This is a genomic window from Pyxidicoccus sp. M15, assembly GCF_056858435.1.
The window spans coordinates 9,994,005-10,012,879 of the sequence record NZ_CM166495.1; the positions used below are offsets into that span (position 1 = coordinate 9,994,005).

General features: G+C 74.6%; 9 protein-coding genes. All 9 read left to right on the forward strand.

The window, feature by feature from the left end:
* The first annotated feature begins 143 nt into the window (after positions 1 to 143).
* The 9 genes from ACX9TP_RS37100 to ACX9TP_RS37140 all read left to right on the forward strand — a co-directional run bounded on the left by ACX9TP_RS37100 (position 144) and on the right by ACX9TP_RS37140 (position 18,808).
* A complete protein-coding gene (locus tag ACX9TP_RS37100) occupies positions 144 to 1,928 on the forward strand; it encodes a S53 family peptidase (RefSeq protein ID WP_482975382.1) in 1,785 nt (594 codons plus the stop codon).
* A gap of 143 nt (positions 1,929 to 2,071) precedes the next feature.
* On the forward strand, positions 2,072 to 2,860 hold the full coding sequence (locus ACX9TP_RS37105) for a hypothetical protein (protein WP_482975383.1): 789 nt from the start codon (positions 2,072 to 2,074) through the stop codon (positions 2,858 to 2,860).
* Entirely contained in the window at positions 2,857 to 3,663 is an 807-nt protein-coding gene (locus ACX9TP_RS37110) for a hypothetical protein (protein ID WP_482975384.1), read from the forward strand. The genes ACX9TP_RS37105 and ACX9TP_RS37110 overlap by 4 nt, the downstream gene beginning before the upstream one ends.
* Positions 3,664 to 3,760: 97 nt before the next feature.
* Positions 3,761 to 5,083: a DcaP family trimeric outer membrane transporter gene (locus ACX9TP_RS37115; protein WP_482975385.1), complete on the forward strand. Its 1,323-nt coding sequence runs from the start codon at positions 3,761 to 3,763 to the stop codon at positions 5,081 to 5,083.
* A gap of 195 nt (positions 5,084 to 5,278) precedes the next feature.
* Positions 5,279 to 6,472 (forward strand): hypothetical protein, encoded by a 1,194-nt coding sequence (locus tag ACX9TP_RS37120; RefSeq protein WP_482975386.1) that lies wholly within the window; start codon positions 5,279 to 5,281, stop codon positions 6,470 to 6,472.
* Positions 6,473 to 6,696: 224 nt separating this feature from the next.
* Complete coding sequence (locus ACX9TP_RS37125) at positions 6,697 to 9,903, forward strand: poly-gamma-glutamate biosynthesis protein PgsC/CapC (protein WP_482975387.1); 3,207 nt, start codon at positions 6,697 to 6,699, stop codon at positions 9,901 to 9,903.
* Positions 9,900 to 12,536, forward strand: coding sequence for a hypothetical protein (locus ACX9TP_RS37130; RefSeq protein ID WP_482975388.1), 2,637 nt, complete (start codon positions 9,900 to 9,902; stop codon positions 12,534 to 12,536). The genes ACX9TP_RS37125 and ACX9TP_RS37130 overlap by 4 nt, the downstream gene beginning before the upstream one ends.
* Positions 12,533 to 13,777, forward strand: coding sequence for a hypothetical protein (locus ACX9TP_RS37135; protein WP_482975389.1), 1,245 nt, complete (start codon positions 12,533 to 12,535; stop codon positions 13,775 to 13,777). Before ACX9TP_RS37130 ends, ACX9TP_RS37135 begins: the two co-directional genes overlap by 4 nt.
* 6 nt (positions 13,778 to 13,783) lie before the next feature.
* A complete protein-coding gene (locus ACX9TP_RS37140) occupies positions 13,784 to 18,808 on the forward strand; it encodes a hypothetical protein (RefSeq protein WP_482975390.1) in 5,025 nt (1,674 codons plus the stop codon).
* The last annotated feature ends 67 nt before the right edge of the window (positions 18,809 to 18,875 follow it).

Here is an 18,875-nt window from a genome sequence, read left to right on the forward strand (position 1 = left end):
CTGCCCGCTGCCGAACAGTTGCACACCCTCCGCGTCGCACCCACCTTCCCTTCCGTCAGTCCTGCAGAGGGTCCTCCGAGAGGAGGGCGGGATGGGAGTCGGCCGGCCGGTGGAGGCGAGCCGCACGGGTGGGGGAGCACATCATGAGAGGAAGCATCCTTGCGGGCCTGCTGGCCCTGACGGCAGTGGGCGCCGTGGGCTGCCGTGACTCGGACCGACTGGTGCCCGTTGCCCGGCCGAGCGGCACCAATCCCGACGAGCCGGTTCCGCAGCCCGCTCCGACGCCGCAGCCGCAGCCGGAACCACCGCCGCCACCACCTCCGCCAGAGCCACCACCACCGGAGCCGCCTCCGCCGGACCCGGAAGGTCCGCCGCCAGTGGGCGACCTGGACGAGACGCCCACCCCCACGCCGGACGGCGTGCCCGGGCCCATGACGGGCGTCTACACGGACCTGGGCCCCGCGCCCAACACCGACCTCATCCGCGGCCTGGTGGCGCTGCCCATCCGCAACCGCGCGGAGCTGGAGGCCACCATCAAGGACCTCTATGACCCGAAGAGCGAGCGCTTCCGCCGCTACATGACGCCGCAGCAGTGGAACGCCCGGCACGCGCCGTGGGAGCAGGACGTGAAGCTGGTGGCGGACCACCTGGAGTCGGTGGGCCTGAAGGTGGAGCGCATCGCCACCAACCGGCTGCTCATCCACTTCACCGGCACCGTGGCACAGTTCAACGCCGCCTTCGGCGTCCAGCTCATCATCCTGGAGCGCAAGTCCCCGCAGGGCGGCAATGACCCGCACAACGTCTACGGCCTGCCGCCCAACGTGGAAATCAAGGCGCCGCAGTACGTGAAGGAGCGCATCAACTCCATCGTCGCCGTGGACCTGCCCACCGACCCCGGGCCGCTGCCCGGCGAGTTCGGCGAGGTGCCCACCGACCCGCCGCAGCCCATCACCAACGGCCTCACCCCGCAGCAGGTGGCGAGCGCGTACGGCCTCAATCCGCTCTACCAGCGCGGCTTCCGAGGCAAGGGCGTGAAGCTGGGCGTCGTCGTCGGCGCGAGCTTCCGGTGGAAGGACCTGCGCGCCTTCTGGAAGATCTTCGGCGTGCAGCGCGCGGACCCCACCGTGGTGCAGACCATGGAGCCGCCCGGCACGCGCTACCGCGAGGGGCAGCTCGACGTGGAGTGGGCCAGCGTCATGGCTCCCGAGGCGGACGTGCGCGTCTACATGGGCCCCGACGCCCGCAACACGTCGATGATCTACACCTTCAACGAGGCCATCGCCCGGGGCGAGGTGTCCGTCATCACCGACTCGTTCTGCCACCGCGAGGACTCGGAGCCCAGGGCGGTGCACGAGCAGTACAGCGCCTCCGCGATGATGGCCGCCGCGCTCGGCATCACGGTGACGGCGGCCGGCGGTGACTCGGCCGGCGTGGACGTGCCCTCCTCCAGCCCCTACGTCACCTCCGTGGGCGGCACCCAGTTGAGGATGAACGGGAACACGGTGGTCAGCGAGGTGACCTGGCTGTACTCGGGCTCGGGCATCAGCATGACGTTCCCCACGCCCGAGTGGCAGCAGGGCCTGCCGCAGGTGCCCCGCCGCCGCGCCGTGGCGGACGTGGCCCTCAACGCGGACACCGGCTACTGGTACACGTGGCTGGGCAACACCGTCCCCAACACGGGCACCTCGTTCGGCTCGCCCATCTTCGCGGCGATGGTGGCCGTGGTGAACAGCGCGCGCGTCGCGGAGAACAAGCCGGTGGTCGGCTGGCTCAACTCGACGCTCTACACGACGCCCGCCGTCCAGGACACCTTCCGGGACATCACCGTGGGCGTGTCGGACCGGGGGTATGTCTCCGGCCCCGGCTGGGACATCCCCACCGGGTGGGGGGCCCCCAACGCGCAGGGCCTGTTCAACACCCTGCCGTGAGACACGGGGCCCCGTGAGGCCCGGCGTCGGGCGCCCCGTCCCCCTGGAGCCCACGGGGGGGTGGGCGCCCGCCTTCGTTCGGGGCCTGATCCGGATCAGCCCCATCCTGGGGTAACGTGCGCGGGTCCAGGAGGGCTCGCCAGGTGTCTTTCACTTCCCGGTTGGAAGGTCTGCTCCAGAACGTGGGGTTGGGCGGTGTCGTGGGTGAGGTGCGCGCGCTGCTGGGGTATGCGCGCGAACCGGCTTCGCCGAGGAACGAGGCCGTGGGGCACGCCCCGCCGCCGCGCCCGCCGGCTCCAGCCCCCGCGCAGACCGTCGTCGAGCGCACGCCGCGCCCGCGCCCCGTCGCCGAGGCCGCGGCTCCGGAGGAGACCTCCGCGCCCGAGGCCGAGGCCCCCGAGGCCGAAGTCCCCGCCCGTCCCAAGCCAGCTCCCGCCCGGCGCGCGAAGGCGAAGAAGGCCCGCGCCGCGAAGAGCGCGAAGGCGCCCGCCCGCGACGGCGCGGAGGCTCCGAAGGCGCGCAAGGGCGCGGCCTCCCGGAGCCGCGCGAAGCCGAAGAAGGCCGCGCGCACCGGAGGCGAGGCGGCCTCGCCGCAGGACGCCTCCGTGGTGGTGGCCCGGCTGGTGGAGGCGCTCAAGGCGCACCCCCGGCACGAGGCGCTGCTCTCGGCGGGCCGGCAGAAGGACCAGCTCGTGCGCTCGCTCATCCCCCTCTACCTCGCGCGCGCCGTGGATGCGGACGTGGAGGTGACGTCGGGGACCATGTCGCGCTTCTGGGGGGAGCTGGGCGTCACGTACGCCGCGCCCAATGCCGCCAAGGCGCTGCGCCTGCACAGCGGCTACGCCCAGGACACGAAGAAGGGCAAGGCGATTACGCCCCGGGGCATCCAGTACGTGGAGGAAGCCCTGAAGCGCGCGGACGGGTCGGCGTGAGGGCGCTGGCGCTCGTCGTCGCGGCCTTCGCGCTCACCCTGGCGTGGGCGCCCCCGGCCGCGGCCCAGGAGAGCGTGGCGCTCATCTGGAAGGGCTCGAAGAACAAGGCCGACGTGGAGTCGCTGGAGCCCACCTGGAAGCAGCTCGAGGCAATCCTGGCCGACGGAGGCGTCGTCGTTCCGAAGGGCTTTCCCACGCTGGTCCAGAGCAACACCGTGCGCGGCCTCAAGCCCGGGTTCTGGGTGTGGGTCATCGGCTTCTGTCCCGCGGACGAGGGCGGACGCGCCCTGGAGCTGCTGAAGCTCGTCGCGCCCGACGCCTACGCGCGCGACGTGAAGGTCCCCGAGAAGAAGCGGGCCTGTCCGAAGACGGATGAGGCGACGCTCGAGGCCGACTCCCACGAATTCAAGCTGTCGGGCGGCCGCATGCTCCGGGTCCTCACCTACGAGGAGTCCAGCGCGCCCGAAGGGGACGAGCCCGGCGAGTCGTACACGCGCACCCACTACGTCTTCGCGCTCACCGACAAGTCGGGGGCGGTGCTCGCCACCGAGGACGTGGTGGGCGAGGAGCGCTTCTCGGGCGACGTGCGCCAGGGCCCCCAGGGCTTCACCTGCAGCGTGGCGGACGTCGAGCGCGACAAGAGCGGCATCGTGGAGTTCGTCCGGTCCTGCAGGGCGACGGTGGCGGAGTGTGGCTCGGTGACGAGCGCGGACGAGGTCACCCGCCTCACCGTGTCCGGAGACTCGCTGACGCGCAGGGAGCTGCGCCGCGACGAGCAGCGAATGGAGTGCGCAGAGGACTAATCGACAGCCTCGCGGCACCCCGGGGCGTGGTGCTGCCCCGGCGCTGACTCCGCATCCTCTCCCTCCACTTCCCCCTCGGAAGCCGGGAGAGGGCCCCATGCGGACGGCCGGTCAGGTGGTGCTGTGCGCGCTGTCGCTCGTCGCGGCCGGCGCCCTCGCCTTCCCCTCCCCCGCTCCCGCGGACGCGGCCTCCGACGCGGGCACGGCCCCGGACGCCGGCGCGCCCATGGCCGAGGAGGCCATCGAGTCCGAGCAGCCCGAGCCGCCCACCACCGAGGCGGAGCCGGAGGAAGTCCCGGGCGCCCTCATCGACCCGGACCTCACGGGCATCGTGGTCAAGACGGGGCCGGCCACCGAGGAGGACCTGAAGCGCGGCTACGTCACCTTCCGCGGCCGCATCAAGGTGGACCTCAACTACGACTTCCGGCCCATCACCAACGAGGAGGACTTCGTCGCCGCCTCCATCCCCATCGGCTCCCAGCTGCGCGGGCCCAACCTCAACTTCAACGCGAAGCAGAGCCGTCTCTTCTTCGAGGGTGGCAAGCTGTCCCGGCTGGGGCCGCTCATCGGCCATGTGTCCGGCGACTTCTACGGCGAGGGCTCCAGCGGCGGCGACTTCCGCGTCTACGAGGTGTACGCCTCCGTCGGCCCGCTCCTGGCGGGACGCAAGTGGTCCACCTTCATGGGGCTGGAGTCCATTCCCGACACGCTCGACTTCCAGGGGCCCGGCTCCATGCTGGCCGCGCGGCGGGAGATGCTGCGTTATGGCCCCACGCTGGGGCCGCTGCTCGTGCAGGCGTCGCTGGAGCGGCCGGAGCCGGACATCACGCTCGCCGATGAGGAAACGCAAGCGGTGCGCACGCCCCTGATGGACATGGCGGTGGCGCTGGAATGGGACTTCGGCGAAGGGCGCAACCTCCGCGTGGCCGGGCTGGCGCGGTGGTTCTCCTATTACGAGCTCGAGGGCGATGTCGGGGACACCGCGCTGGGACGGGGCGTCATGCTGAACGCGCTGTGGACGTGGGAGCCCTCGAAGTGGCGCGCGTCCGCCCAGGTCCACTACGGCAGCGGCCTGGGCAGCTACATCAGCGACCTGACGGGCCAGGGGCTGGACGCGGTCGTCGTCGCGCCGGGACGGCTGGAGCCCGTGCCTTCGCTGGGCTTCTACGTCGGCGTCGAGCCGCAGTGGACGGAGTGGCTCGCCTCCACGTTCGCCTACGGCTACCTGGACGTGTCCCCGCCCGCGACGCTCCCCGGCACCACGCTGGAGACGACGCACTACCTCTCCGGCAACCTCAAGGTGCGGCCCATGCGCTCCTTCGAGGTGGGCTCCGAGCTGCTCTTCGGCCGGCGGCAGGACCAGGACGGACGCGCGGCCAACGCAGTGCGCCTCATCCTGTCCACGCGCTTCTTCTACTGACGGCCCGCCAGCCGTGGTGCAGGCGGGCGGACGACCGCCCCGTGGCCCGTCCCGTGCCGGACACGGGGGAAAGAATGGTCCCCACCGGTCGGCTGTTCGGCTTCGTCAATGACGACGACCTTTCCTAAGCGCTCGCTCGCCTGCTCGCTGATTCTCCTCGCCCTCGCTGGCTGCACTGGCGGCACTGGAGGAGGTGTGGGTTCGACCGACGCGCCGGGTGCCGTGGAGTCCCCCGCGCCCTCGACGCCGTCCCAGCCTGTCTCTGGCACGACGCCCGACACCTCCATGCCCTCGCTGCCGGGAGCAGCCCCTGACGAGCCCTCGGTGCCGGAGACGGCCTCCGACGAGCCCACGCCGGAGACCTCCTCGCCCGCGCCCCTTACTGAGTGCGCGCTGCCCGCCGGCCTGCCCGTCCAGCAGGGGAGCTTGCGCACGTGGCTCGCCACGGTGCCCATCACCGCGCCGAAGAGCGAGGGCTTCCGCGAGCCGGGCGGCACCGAGCTCACCGCCTTCGAGCGGGCCTTCCGCGAGCTGCTCGCCACCGGCGCCTCCGCGGAGCGCGTGCTGGACTTCTCCCAGCTCGGCTACTCGCTCTCCACCTACCGTGACGAGGACAGCGGCAACGGCTGGCTCGTCCTCGCGGACACGACCCAGGGCCGCGGCGGCGGCACGTTCATCATCAACCTCGCGCCCGCGCGGGACTTGTGGCTGGAGACGCCGCACGCCGACTCCGACGAGGGCACCCTGCGCCAGGGCGCGGAGCAGCTCGTGGCGCTCGGCGCCCGCGCGCTGCTCATCACCGGGGCCAACCGCTGCGCCGGCGCGGCCACCAGCCCGTGCAGCGGCACCTCCGGCGTGTGCGGCACCACCGGCCTTCGCATGTCCGACGCCGCGCACTACGCCAACAACTTCTTCACCTCCGCGCACCGCGCCCTGCGCGACACCTACCCCGCCGGCATCGCGGTGAGCGTCCACGGCATGGACGTGGAGGGCAACGGCCCCGAGGCCGCCGTCGTCAGCGACGGCACCTCGAAGGACCGCGCCGGCTCGCTGTCCGTGCGCCTGCGCGACGCCCTCAACCAGCACCTGCCCGCGGGCCCGCGCCGCGCCTTCTCGTGCAACGCGGCCGACGACTCCGGCAAGCACCGCACGCTGTGCGGCACCACCAACGTCCAGGGCCGCATCGACAATGGCGCCGGGGATGCCTGCTACTCCGACGCCCCCGCCGCCAGCGACCGCTTCCTCCACCTGGAGCAGTCCGCGACGCTGCGCGGCACCGGCGCCGCGGCGGGCGCCGTCATCCAGGCGCTGGCGGACACCGTCCCGTGCTCACTTCCGGGCAGTGGCCTGGGCTGCCCCGCGGCGGCCAGCTACACCGCCTGTCGCTGATCCATCCGGGCGCGGGGTGCGTGCAGTCCATGTGCCGCTGAGACGCTGACGCGCACACCCACGCGCGCCCGGAGCGGCCCGTCTGCACCTCGGGCCGGTGGCACTGTCCACCGGCCAGCAGTCGGGCGCGTCCCGTCGGTTCCCTGGCCGACGATTCCCACGTCCTGGGGAGGGCCTTACTGGCCGGTGAGAAGAGGCTCCTTAGCTTGGCGCGGAGCGACGTCATGGCGCTCTTCTCCACATTGACCCTGTTCCCGGCCTACTCCCTCGACACCTCCATTCTGGCGGCGGTGCTCGTGGGCGTGCTCATTCTCGCCCTGCTCACCGAGATGTTCGGGTGGGTCTTCGTGGGCCTGGTGGTGCCTGGCTATCTGGCCTCCGTCTTCGTCATCCACCCGGAGGCGGGCATCACCGTCGTGGCGGAGGCGATGCTCACCTACGCGCTCGCGCTGGGGCTCTCCGCCGGGATGAGCCGGACGGGAGCGTGGAGCGAATTCTTCGGAAGAGACCGCTTCTTCGCCATCGTCCTCTCCAGCGTGCTGGTGCGCGCGCTCAGCGAGGCGGTGCTGCTGCCGCACGTGGGACGCTGGCTGGACGCGCGGTGGGGCACGTCGTTCGCCCTGGACCGCAGCCTGCACAGCATCGGCCTGGTGCTGGTGCCGCTGACGGCCAATGCCTTCTGGAAGCTGAAGCTGCGGCGAGGCCTGTGGCAGGTGGGCGTGCCGGTGGTGCTCACCTACGCGCTCCTGCGCTTCGTGCTGCTGCCCGCCACCAACCTGTCCTTCTCCAGCCTGGAGCTGATGTACGAGGACGTGGCGCAGGACTTCCTGGCCAGTCCCAAGGCCTACATCATCCTGCTCACCACGGCGCTGCTGGCCGCGCGCTTCAACCTCAACTACGGCTGGGACTTCAACGGCATCCTCGTGCCGGCGCTGCTGGCCCTCACGTGGCTGGAGCCGGCCAAGCTGGCGGCCACGCTGCTGGAGGTGCTGCTGCTGGTGGGGGGCACCCGCGCGCTGCTGGCCATGCCGGGCCTGCGCACCCTCAACCTGGAGGGCCCCAGGAAGACGGTGCTCGTCTTCTGTCTCGGCTTCGTCGTGAAGTGGGGCATCGGCTGGGCGCTGGGCGGCCGCGTGCCGGGCCTCAAGGTGACGGACCTGTTCGGCTTCGGCTACCTGGTGCCCACGCTGCTGGCGGTGAAGATCCTCCAGAAGAAGGCCGTGGCGCGGGTGATGCTGGCCACGGTGCACACGTCGCTGGCGGGCTTCCTCGTGGGCAGCCTCGTCGGCTTCGGCCTGTCGCTGGTGGAGCCGCGCCCCGCCACCGCGCTGCCCGCGGAGCAGCTCACCGCGCGCGCGCCGGGGCTGGGGCTGGACCAGAGCCCCCTGGGCGTCATGGCCCTCGCTCACGCCACCGCGCGTGAGAACGACGCCAGCGGCGTGCCGCTGCGCCGCCGCAACGGTGAGCTGCGCCAGTACGTGGCGCTGTGGCGCGCCGCGGGCGCGTGGCTGGAGACGGGCGGCATCGAAGGCGAGCGCGTGGTGCGCGAGCGCGCCCAGGCGCTGGGCCTGGAGCTGCGCGCGCTGCCCAACACGCCCGCCGGGGCGCCCGAGCGCTTCGCGCTGGTGGAGCGCGAGCGCGTGGAGGGCCGGCTGGGCTGGGACACCGCGGTGCTGGTGCCGGGCGCGCCCGGGCCCGTGCTGGAGGTGCCCCGTCCCCTGACGGAGGCGCCGAGCGCCGAGGCCGCCGCCGCCCTCTGCGAGCGCGTGCGCTGCCGCGCCATCATCGCCAGCGGCCTGGACACGGTGGGCGCCGGCCTGCGCACGGGTGACGCCCTCGTCGAGCCGGACGCCCCCCTGCGCAACGCGCACGTGGCGCTGTCCGAGAGCGAGCGCGTCCAGGTGCGCGCCGACGCGACGCTGGCGGCGGGCCAGGCGCAGCTGCACGTGCCGGGTGGCCAGCTGCCCGCCACGCTGGAGCGCCTGTGGCCCGGTACGACGGTGACGGACGTGGCCCCGCCCGAGCCCGGCCAGTCCTGGGGCGAGGCGCGGCTGAGCGTGCTGCGCGCCCACCCGCATGACCTGGCCACGGTGGCGCTGGAGGGGCTGCCGGAGCTGCCCGAGCCCCTCACGCAGGCGCAGGCACGGGCCGCGCTGCTGTCGCCCCCGGAGTCCGCGCCGTACGCGGAGGGCGCCGCGCCGCGGCCCACCGACGCGGAGCTGCTGGTGCTGGAGCAGCAGGTGGCCACGCCGCTGCTGGGCGGCGGCGGGGCGACGCTGCCGGAGTCGCTGCGCGCGCGCTGGGCCGCGGCCATGGCGGGCCTCATGGGCCTGCAGGTGCGCCCCGTGGACGGCTGCGCCGACAGCGGCCCCTGCTGGTGGGTGACGGACACGGAGGGCCAGTCCGGCCGCGCCGGCGCGGCGCTGCTGGTGCGCCCGGGCACAGGGACGCTCGCCTTCGGGGTGCCCGCGCCGGACCGCGAGCAGGGCACGCTCGCCGTGGCGCTGGAGGCGTGGCAGGAGGCCCGCGGCCGCGCGCTGGTGGTGGCCATGCCGGGCGCCTCCGCGGAGGCACCCCACCCGGCCACCCAGGGCCACCTGCGCACCACCTTCCAGGCCTTCCACCAGGCCGTGCATCGCGCGCTGCCCGAGGGGAGCGGCCTGGTGCTCCAGGTGCGCGGCTACTCGGGGCGGCCCGCCGTGAATGCGGACGTGCTGGTGGACGTGGGCGGCCCGGTGCTGCAGCCCGAGCAGCGCCCCGCGGACCTGGAGCGGCTGCTGGCGGCGAGCGGGCCGCTGGGCTGGCTGTCCTCGCGCGTGCGCTACCACGACGGCTCGCCGGAGCTGGCGGGCCTGTCGGACGCGAGCCCGCAGGCGGCCTTCTCCCGCACCTTCGGCGGGGCGCGCGCCGCCACGCTGTGGCTGTCCGAGCCGCTGCGCGGCGCCTTCGTCGGCCCCCGCCTCGTCGCCTCGGAGCTGGCGCTGGCGGGCCTGACGAAGCCAGCGCCGGCCGAGGACTCTCCGCTCCAGGCGCTGATGAAGCCCGGCCTCCAGACGTCGACGCGCCCCGTGCCCGCGGCGCTGCAGGAGCGCTTCGCCGCGCTCACCGCGAGCGCCGAGCGCTACGTGTTGCAGCAGAACGTCCATGAGCTGCGGATGCTCGCCCGGGCGGGCCGCGCCGGGGCGGTGACGCAGTCGGTGCGCGCGGGCTACAGCGCGGTGCACGGGCTGCCCTGGCTGGTGGTGGAGGCACGCCAGGGGCGGCACGTGCTGCGCGGCGTGTACTTCCTCCAGCAGCACCCGGCGCCGCAGAAGCGCGTGGACCTGGTGGCGGGAGTCGACGGACTGGAGGAGGCCGTGGACGAGGCGCTGCGCCACCGCAGGCCCGTGGTGCTCACCGGCGAGCTGACGTCCTCGGAGGGACGCCGATGAAGACGAAATCCCGCGCCCTGCTCGCCCTGGTGGGCCTGGTCGTCACCCTGGGGCTCATCTACGCCGCGAGCGCCAGCGTGGTGAAGAGCTCCGGCTCCACCGCCGCGCTGCGCGACGACAAGTTCGCCCGCGCCGAGCGGCTCGTCTTCTACCGGCTGAAGCCGGACGAGGAGATGCGCGTGAAGGTGCCCTCGGATGCCGAGGAGCTCCGCGTCGTCACGCACCTGATGCTGCCCGAGGGCACCACCTACGGCCCCGAGCGCCAGTACCAGTACGGCCTCAAGGTGCTGCTGCGCGGCCCGGACCAGGTGCTGCTGGAGAAGCCCCTCTTCACGCGCACGCGGCAGAGCAAGGCCCAGCCCCAGGAGGACGGCACCTGGCTGCAGGAGAGCGCCTTCGCCACGGACCCCAACGTCCAGGTGACGGACGAGCGCGAGTTCCTCGTGCGCCTGCCGCCGCCGCCCCGCCCGGAGCCGGCGGTCATCTACCTCAAGCCCGCGGGCCTCCACGGCACGCTGCTGGTGCGCGTGTACGTGCGCACCCAGCGGCGGCTGCCGCTGTTGTCCTCGCAGCGCGCGGCCGACCTGCGCGCCGAGGAGCGCGTGGAGCGCACCACCTTCCTCCCCTTCGACAAGCTGTCCGCGCAGACGCGGCACCGGCTGGCGGAGGAGAAGTGGGAGCGGCTGAGCGCGGAGGGCGAGGCCGGCACCGACTACTTCATCGAGCCCGTCTACCGCACCCCGTTCCGCCTGCCGCTGGTGGAGGTGGCCGAGTCCGCACAGGAGCGGCTGGGCGCCGGCAGCGGCGTCGCCCTCAACGTCACCGGCCCCACGCAGGCGGTGCTGTGGCTGTGGAGCACCACGCCGGACACCGAGGGCGGCACGCCCACGCCCGCAGGCCCGGTGACGGTCCGCGCCCTGGGCGCCACCGGCGCGGAGCGCACCTGGGAGCTTCCCGCGCTGAGCAGCGGCGCTCCGGTGTCGCACGTGCTCGACGTGCCGGAGGGCCTGCACACGCTCTCCATCCACAACGCGGGCAAGGAGGACCTGCGCTACACGGTGGAGGGGCCGGCCGGGGCCTGGCTCGCGCCGGAGGAGCTGCGCCCCACCGCGCAGCCCGACGCGCGCATCGCCTGGCTCCCCGACATGCGCCGCACCGAGGCGTTCATCACCGGCCCGGGCTGCGCCACGCTGGAGCTGGAGCTGGACACCGACATGGACTCCGCCGGACGCCTGCTGCGGCTGGACGCGCGGCGGCTCGGCGTCACCGGGGCCGCGGACGAGAAGGCCTCGGACGTGGTGCTCACCGTGCTGGACGCGCGCGGCAAGGTGATGGACCAGACGCGCATGGACGTGGGGGCCCAGCCGGCCACCTTCGAGAGCGCGGACCTGCCGCGGGTTCCCGGCCAGCTGCTGCCCTGCGCGGACGCACGCGCGGCCACGGCCGACGCGGGCACGGGCGAGGTGACGGACCGGCCCATGCCGGTGTCCGTCCCCACCAGCGCGCGCGTCTTCCTTCCGGCCGGAGCGCGCAGGGTGCGCCTGCACGCCTCGAAGCCGACGGCGGTGTTCCTCTCCACCTTCCTGCAGCCGCAGGGCGGACTGGTGGGACTGGCGCCGTACCTCGATGAGGGCCTTCAAGGGGTGCGCTGGCGCAACGCGCCGCTGGACCGGAGGACCTGGTACCCGCTGCGCCCGGCGAACGTGACGGAGCTGACGCGGCGCGGGGCGCGGCTGGAGCTGCTCAGCCAGGTGCGCCTGGAGCCGGAGGGACTGGAGACGGTGTCCTCGCCGTCGGGCACCACGGTGGTGCTCAAGCCGCTGGGCAGCCCCGACACGCAGGAGGTGCTGGAGCCGGTGCAGGGCGTCGCCGACGCGACGCGCGCGCTGTCCACGCTGCTGACGCCGGGGCGCGCGGTGCGCACGCACTTCGACGCGCGCTCGCCGTCGCGGCCGGAGCTGCGCCTGTCACTGGACGGCACCGAGGGGCTGGGCAGCGAGGTCGAGGTGGTGCTGGACGGAGAGCCGGTGCACCGCTGGACGCTGCGCTCCACCCGCGCTCGCGAGCTGCTGCCGCCGCTGCCGCCGGGTGAGCACGAGGTGATGCTGCGCACCAGCGTCGAGGGGCTGACGGCCACGCTCAACCGGCCGCCGGTGGCGGGCAGCGGGCTGGGCGCCCGCACCGTGTACCGGATGAACGGCGAGGGCCTGAGCGTGCCGGTGCGCAAGCCGGGCCCGGGCGCCGTCACCGTCAACATCGTCGTCTATACGCAGCAGCCGGAGAGCGGGCCGCAGCAGCGCCTGTCGGTGACGCTGGACCACGGCCAGCCCCGCCGCCGCAGTGGCGTGCTGCTGCCCCGAGTTACTCGCGCGGAGCGGGTGCTGCCGCTGCCGGCATCCTCGCGCGCACCGGCCACGCCCGCGGGGCGCCCGCAGGCGCGCTGGTACGCGCGCACCGTGTCGGTGACGCTGGGCGAGGACCTGGCGCCGGGCCTGCACCACGTGCGCGTGGTGCCGCACGGCCTGGGGGACTCGCCGGTGTGGACGCGCTTCTTCATGTTCGGCCATGAGCGCGGCGAGCAGCCCACGCAGGAGTGGAACCGCACGGGCTGGGAGCTGGAGGACGCGCTGTGAGCCGCTGCCTGTTCCGCGGGGCCGCGCGCTGGCTGGCGGCGGGCGTCCTGGCGGCGCCCGGCCTGGCGCCGCTCGCCATGGCGTCCGAGCCCGCCGGCAGGCCCGCTTCGAGCCCCGTGTCCATGCCCGAGCCCACGCAGCCGTCCCGAGCGGGGCAGACGTCCTCGCCCGGTGAGTCGCGCACGCGCCCGCTGCCCGCGGGCCAGGAGACGCGCACCCGGCGCGAGGAGTCCCCGCGCACCGCGCCGCGAGGCACCGCGGAGCAGGACGAGGAGGCCGCGGGCGCGGAGCCCGACACGGATGAGGCAGCCACTTCCTCTGCCGAAGCGGACGACGCCACCCCGCCCGTCCGCCCCATCAAGGGCTGTGCCCCGGACGCGCGCTTCGCCGGGCTGTGGCCGAAGCCGTCGGAGGTGAAGTTCCACCCCACCACGCTGGAGGAGCGCGCCGCCTTCGCGAAGCTCATCCCCGCCTTGCTGAAGGCCGCGCCGGAGGCGACGACACCGCCCGCGGGCGCGCAGAAGCTGGCCTCCTCCGTGGGCTTCCGCCTGGAGGTCTGGGAGGGGAAGCAGGACACCTTCTGGGTGCTGCGCGAGAAGCCCGAGCGCCTGCGGGGCGCGGGCGCCTACGTCATCCGCACCGGGCCCGCCACGGACGACGTGGTGCAGGTGCCGCATCCCTGGTTCGACAGGGGCACCGAGGGCATCGGCGCCGGGCTCTTCGCCTGCGGGCTCGTGGGCGAGCGCCCCCGCCTCTTCATGACGGCCACCGCGCACCGCTACCACGGCAACCCGGGCGAGACGCCCGAGGACCCGGAGCACCCGGCGGACGTCGCGCACAACCCGGACCACCTCTTCCAGGAGGTGACGAACCTGGTGGCGCGCACGCTGGCCGCGCCGCGCGTGGTGCAGCTCCACGGCTTCGGCACCGCGAAGGCGGAGAGCGGGCTGCGGGACAAGTCTCTGCTGGCAGTGGTCAGCTCCGGCACGCGCGAGCCCACGACGTGGGCGCGGCGGGTGTCGAAGCGACTGGTGAAGTCATGGGGTGAGGGAGTGCGCCTGTACCCGGAAGGGACGCAGGTGCTGGGCGGGACGCAGAACGCCCAGGGTCGGCTGCTGCAGGCCTACGATTGCGCGCACTTCCTCCACCTCGAGTTGTCGGCCCGGGTCCGCAAGTCCCTCTCCTCCGGAGAGCGGCTGGCGCGGCTGGGCCACGTGCTGTTCGCCCCCTTGGAGGATTGAGCGCCGATGTCTCCGCTTCGACGCCGCACCCGTCTCATCTCGCTGGCAGGGCTCCTCGCCATGCTTCCGGTGGCCGTGCTCGCCGCCTCGCCGTCGGAGGCGCTCCGCTCGGTGGAGGGACTGAGCTGGGAGCCGCGCCCGGTGCGCGCCCCCGTGACTCCCATCGACGTGCGCGCCGCCGCGCCGTACGTGCCGGACGGTGTGCCTCAAGTCACGGGCGCCGTGGAGGTGGGGCCCGAGCGCGCCGCCGCGCTGTGGCTGGGGCCGCTGGACGTGGCCCGCGTCACCGGCGCGCCCGGCACGCTGCGCTTCGTGCGCGTGCCCGTGGCAACGGACGCGCAGGGCTCGCACCTGCGCCTGGAGGAGGAAGGCGTGCCGGAGAAGCCCGGCCGCTGGTACCTCGCCGAGCCGATGGGCCCGGGCAGCATCTGGGTGGTGACGGCCACCCGGCCCGGCCGCGTCTGGGTGGAGCGGCCCACCGCCTACGAGACGACGCACACCGACGAGGCCATGCGCGAGGCGCTGCTGCGCTGGGTGGACGGCCAGGGCCCGCGCCCGCCCCTGCCCTTCCAGGCGTCGCTGCGCACGCGGCTTGATTTGGATGCGGAGCTGGAGGCCACGCTCGCCGAAGGCGTGCCGGAGCGCTCGCCGCTGCGCACCGCCCTGCGCGACTGGCGCAAGGCCGCGGCGCTGCGCGAGTGGACCCAGGTGTCCCCGCTGCGCGGCGCGAGCCTGCGCGTCTCCCGTCCCCGCCCGCCCGGCGCGGAGGTGTCGCTGGAGGGCATGGACGCGCCCTGGGTGCGCCCCGAGGAGGGCACCGGGAGCTGGGCCGTGGAGCTGGAGGGCCCCGGCGTGCTCGCGCTGGAGGTGCGTCCGGTGCTGCGGGGCCCGGAGACGCCGCCCGTCGCGGTGGAGGTGCGCAGTGAGGGCGCGGTGCTGGCCCTCGCCGACGTGGCGCCGGAGCCGGCCTGGGTGGAGGGCGCGGCCGACGTGGCGCTGCCCGAGGACCGCCGGCCGCGCCTGCTCCCCTCGGGGGAGCGGGTGGGCATCGAGAACGAGGTGCGCGTGGCGCTGCGCCCGGGCAAGCACGCCTACCGCGTGCACTGGGACGGCGGCGGCGTGCTGCTCCGCGCCCGCGTGGTGTCGCGCCGTCCGAAGCTGGGCGAGGCGCTGGCGCACGAGTCGAGCTGGGTGGACCTGGCGCGCAAGGCGTGGGACGGAGTGAAGACGGAGGCCTCGCCTCGCGCCGCGTTGCTGCGCCGGCAGCTCGTCGCGCTCGCGCCGGAACTGGCCGAGGGCGACACCGGCCTCACCGCCGTCACCGACACGAAGGACCTGCCTCCCCTCCTCCGCGCGCTGGTGGCGCTGGACGAGGCAAGCGGAGACCGGGTGCCGGAGGCGGTGGAAGCCCTCCGCGCGCTGGAAGGCCAGGCGGCTCCGACGGCGCTGGCGTGGCACCTGCGCCTGCGCGCGGCGCGGATGCTGCTGGACATGCGGCAGACGGACGCGGCGCACGCCCTGCTGGGCACGGCGCCGTCCTTCCCGGAGCCGGGCTGGCTCGCCGCCGAGGCCGCCGGGCTGGTGTCGCGGCTCCCGCTGGGAGACCCGCTGCGCAGCCGCGAGCTGGCCGCGCTGGAGCTGGCGTGGCGCGCCGAGCCGCTCTCCGACGAGATTCGCCGCCGCTACCGCTCCGCGTGGTGGCGGGCGAGCCGCTGGACGCGAGTGGCGCCCACGTCCGAGGAGGACGCCCTCGCCCTGCGGCCCACGCGCTGGCTGGACGTGCAGGCCCTCGACGACGAGGAGGGCACGCCCTCGAGCGGCGCGCTCTGGCCGCTGGCGCCGGGCGCCACCACCCACGTGCACGCCACCGGCCCCGCCGAGGCGCCGACGCTGCTGCGCGCGTACGTGGTGGCGCCGTCCCGCGCGGGCACGCCGCTGGTGCTGCGCGTGGGCGAGCAGTCCTTCCCGCTGCTGCCGCTGGCCGCGGTGGAGCCCGTGGAGATTGCCCTGCCGCCCGGTGACCACACCGTGCGCCTGGAAGGCGGAGCCGACGCGCGGGCGTACCTCTCGCTGCCGCCGACGGGGACGCCCGGCGCGGTGGCGGAGGTCGGCTACATCCGCACGCAGTGGCCGGTGCGCGTGGGCAAGAAGGCGGTGCGCTTCCTCGTGCCGGACGCGAAGCTGCCCACGCCGGTGCGGCTCCAGCTGCGCGGGCTCGGGAATGCGTCCAGGCCGGTGACGCTGCGCCTGCACACGGACGTGGGCCGGCCGCAGAAGCTGGTGCTGATGCCGGGCCGCGCGGGCTCCAGCCACCACGCGCTGGAGGGCGCGGAGGGCACGTCCGCCGCGCCGGTGTCCGCGGTGGTGATGCTGCCGCCGCTGGCGCGCGAGGTGTGGTTCGAGGTGGAGGGCAGGGAGGCCACGCCGCTCGTCGCCTCGCTGTCGGTGCGCCGGGGCGCCGGGGGCTCGCTCGACGCGGTGGCGCCCGCCGTGGCGCTCGCGGGGGCCTCGGCCATGGACACGCTGCTGACGCTGTCGCGCCGGCTGCGCGAGGCGCCGGAAGACGCGGAGCCGCGGCTGGCCCGCGCGGAGCTGCTGCTGTCGCTCCAGGAGGACGGCTTCGCCCGCGCGGACCTGGTGCCCCTGCTGAAGAACCAGCAGCGGCTGTCGCCGGAGCAGTCGCGGCGACTGCTCGCGCTGCTGGGCCGCCTGCAGGACGACTCGCGCGAGGGCGTGCGCTTCAGTCAGGCCATCACCGCGCCCACGCTGATGGCTCCCGCATGGTCCGTGCTCCCGGGCGCGGAGCAGGAGGACCTCACGGCGCGGGTGGCGAAGGCGCGGGAGCTGGGCACGAAGCGCGCGCTGGAGACGCTGACGTCCGACGGCACGGGCACGGCGGCGAAGCGCTACCTGCGGGCGCGCTGGCTGGCGGCGTCGGGCCAGGACGAGGCGGCGGCGCTCGCGCTGGTGGCGCTGTACCGCGAGACGGGCCTGCCGCAGGTGGGCCTGGAAGCCCTGGGGCTCCTGGAGCGCCTGGAGTCCTCCTCCAAGGCGTGGAGCGAGGGCGGGGCCCCGCTGGGCGCCGCGCTGGCCGCGCAGCTCGAGGGCTGGGCGGACCACCCGCGCGTGCGGCACATGCGCGCGCTGGCGGGCCGCTGGACGCACTGGGAGCGGCTGCGCGACGCGGAGCAGGCGGCGGGCCTGCTGGACGCGCTCGCCGACGGGGACCCGGAGGAAGCGGAGACGGGGGACTCGGTGCGCAAGGCGCTGCTGGCGCCGCCGTGGCCGCTGGAGCAGGGCCGGCTGCTGCCTTCCGGCCGCTCGCGCGTGCTGAGCCTGGACGTGCGCGAGCCGCGCCCCGTGGGTGCCCAGGTGCTGTGCGGCTCCACGCCGCGCGTGGGCGTGGACGGCCCCCGGCCGCCGTGCGCCTTCGCGCTGCGCGTGGACGGCCGCACCGTCGTGGAGCAGCAGGTGGAGGACGGGAAGACGGCGCTGCTGACCTTCGTCCTGGACGCGCGCGGCCGGCACCAGGTGGAGGTGCTGCACGGGCGCAACGCGACGCCGGCCCTCGGGCTGGTGCGCTTCGTGGACCCGTCCGTGGCGGGCGGCCAGGCCGCGCCGCTGTCCTCGCAGCAGCCGCTGACGCTGCTGCGCAGCAAGCCGGGCACGCCGGTGGTGATGACGGTGCTCGGGCCGGGCGCGCTGCGCATCCAGGCGCGTGCGCTGTCGCCCCAGGCCGGGCGGCACGTGCTGCTGTCCAGCGTGGTGATGCCCTCCGGTGACGGCACGGGCGGAGCGGGCGCCGAGGACGGCCCGCCGGTGCGCCTGGGCCTGCCGGAGGACGTGGACGCCACGGTGAAGGGCCTCGCCAGCCCCGTGGGCCGCGCGGGTGAGACGTGGCTGCTGTTGCCCGGCAAGGGCCCGCACCAGGTGCGCCTGGAGTCGCCCGAGGGCGAGGCGCTGGTGCGCGTGGAGCTGGGCGTGACGGAGCCGCCGGCCGCGGCGCCGGGACGCTGGTGGGAGCAGGCGTCCTCCGGGATGGAGCCCCTGCCGTGGCCCGCGCTGCCGCCGCGTCTGTCGCTGCTGCCGGAGGGCGTGCCTCCCGCGGAGGCGCCGCACGGCCTGGGGATGATTTCCGCGGAGCTGGCCTTCCGCCGCGAGGAAGTCGAGGAGGGCGAGGTCCTCGAGCGCCCGCTGCGCTCGGGCATGGACGTGCGCCTGGGCCTGCGCCGCGAGCTGGTGGAGGACCGCGCGTGGCTGCGCTTCGAGCCCGAGGCGCGCTACCCGGTGGGCCAGCCCACGGTGTTCGGCGCCAACACGAACCTCTACCTGACGCGGCTGCCGCTGCGCCTGCGGCTGAACCTGCACGGCGCGTTCTTCACCCAGTCGGTGGAGGACACGCTGCGCTGGAGCGCGCGCGGCCGGGCCACGGTGGACCGGTGGGTGCGGCTGAGCCCGGACCTGGGACTGGTGCCGTCGCTGGGCCTGGCGATGGAGACGTCGCACGGCGGCTCGGCGGTGGACGCGAACCGGTATGACCAGAGCGTCTACTGGCGCTACGGCAAGGACCACCCGCGGCGGCTGATGCCGAAGCTGTCGCTGCGCTGGCAGCCCTTCCAGGACCACGTGGGCTCGGTGGGGACGTTCGCCACCACCAACGCGGACCTGGGCACGCTGGACCACGCGGGCGGCGGCGCGCGGTGGGCGGCCCTGCTGGGCGGACCGCTGCGCGGCACCCGGGCGGAGCTGGGCTACGAGCTCACGTACCGCATGCAGGACGAACACCGCGCCCAGGCGTATCTGCGGCACCGGGTGGCGGGCCGGTTGGACTGGAACGTGTGGGCGGGGAACGGCAACCGGCTGATGCTCTTCGCGGAAGACCGGGCGCTGCTGTCGGACCCCTTCGGGTTGCAGAACGTCTTCTCCGTGGGGGCGCGCTGGGACTGGATGGGCGGCCGCGGCCTGCGGGACATCACTCCTCCCGAAGAGGAGTTCGAGGAGCTGCTCGATGCAGGACGTTCGCTCGACTGAAGTGTCCTCGCCCCGACGCGCCGGCTCCCTCCGGGAGCATCTCCCGGGAGGAGTGCATAGCTCTCCC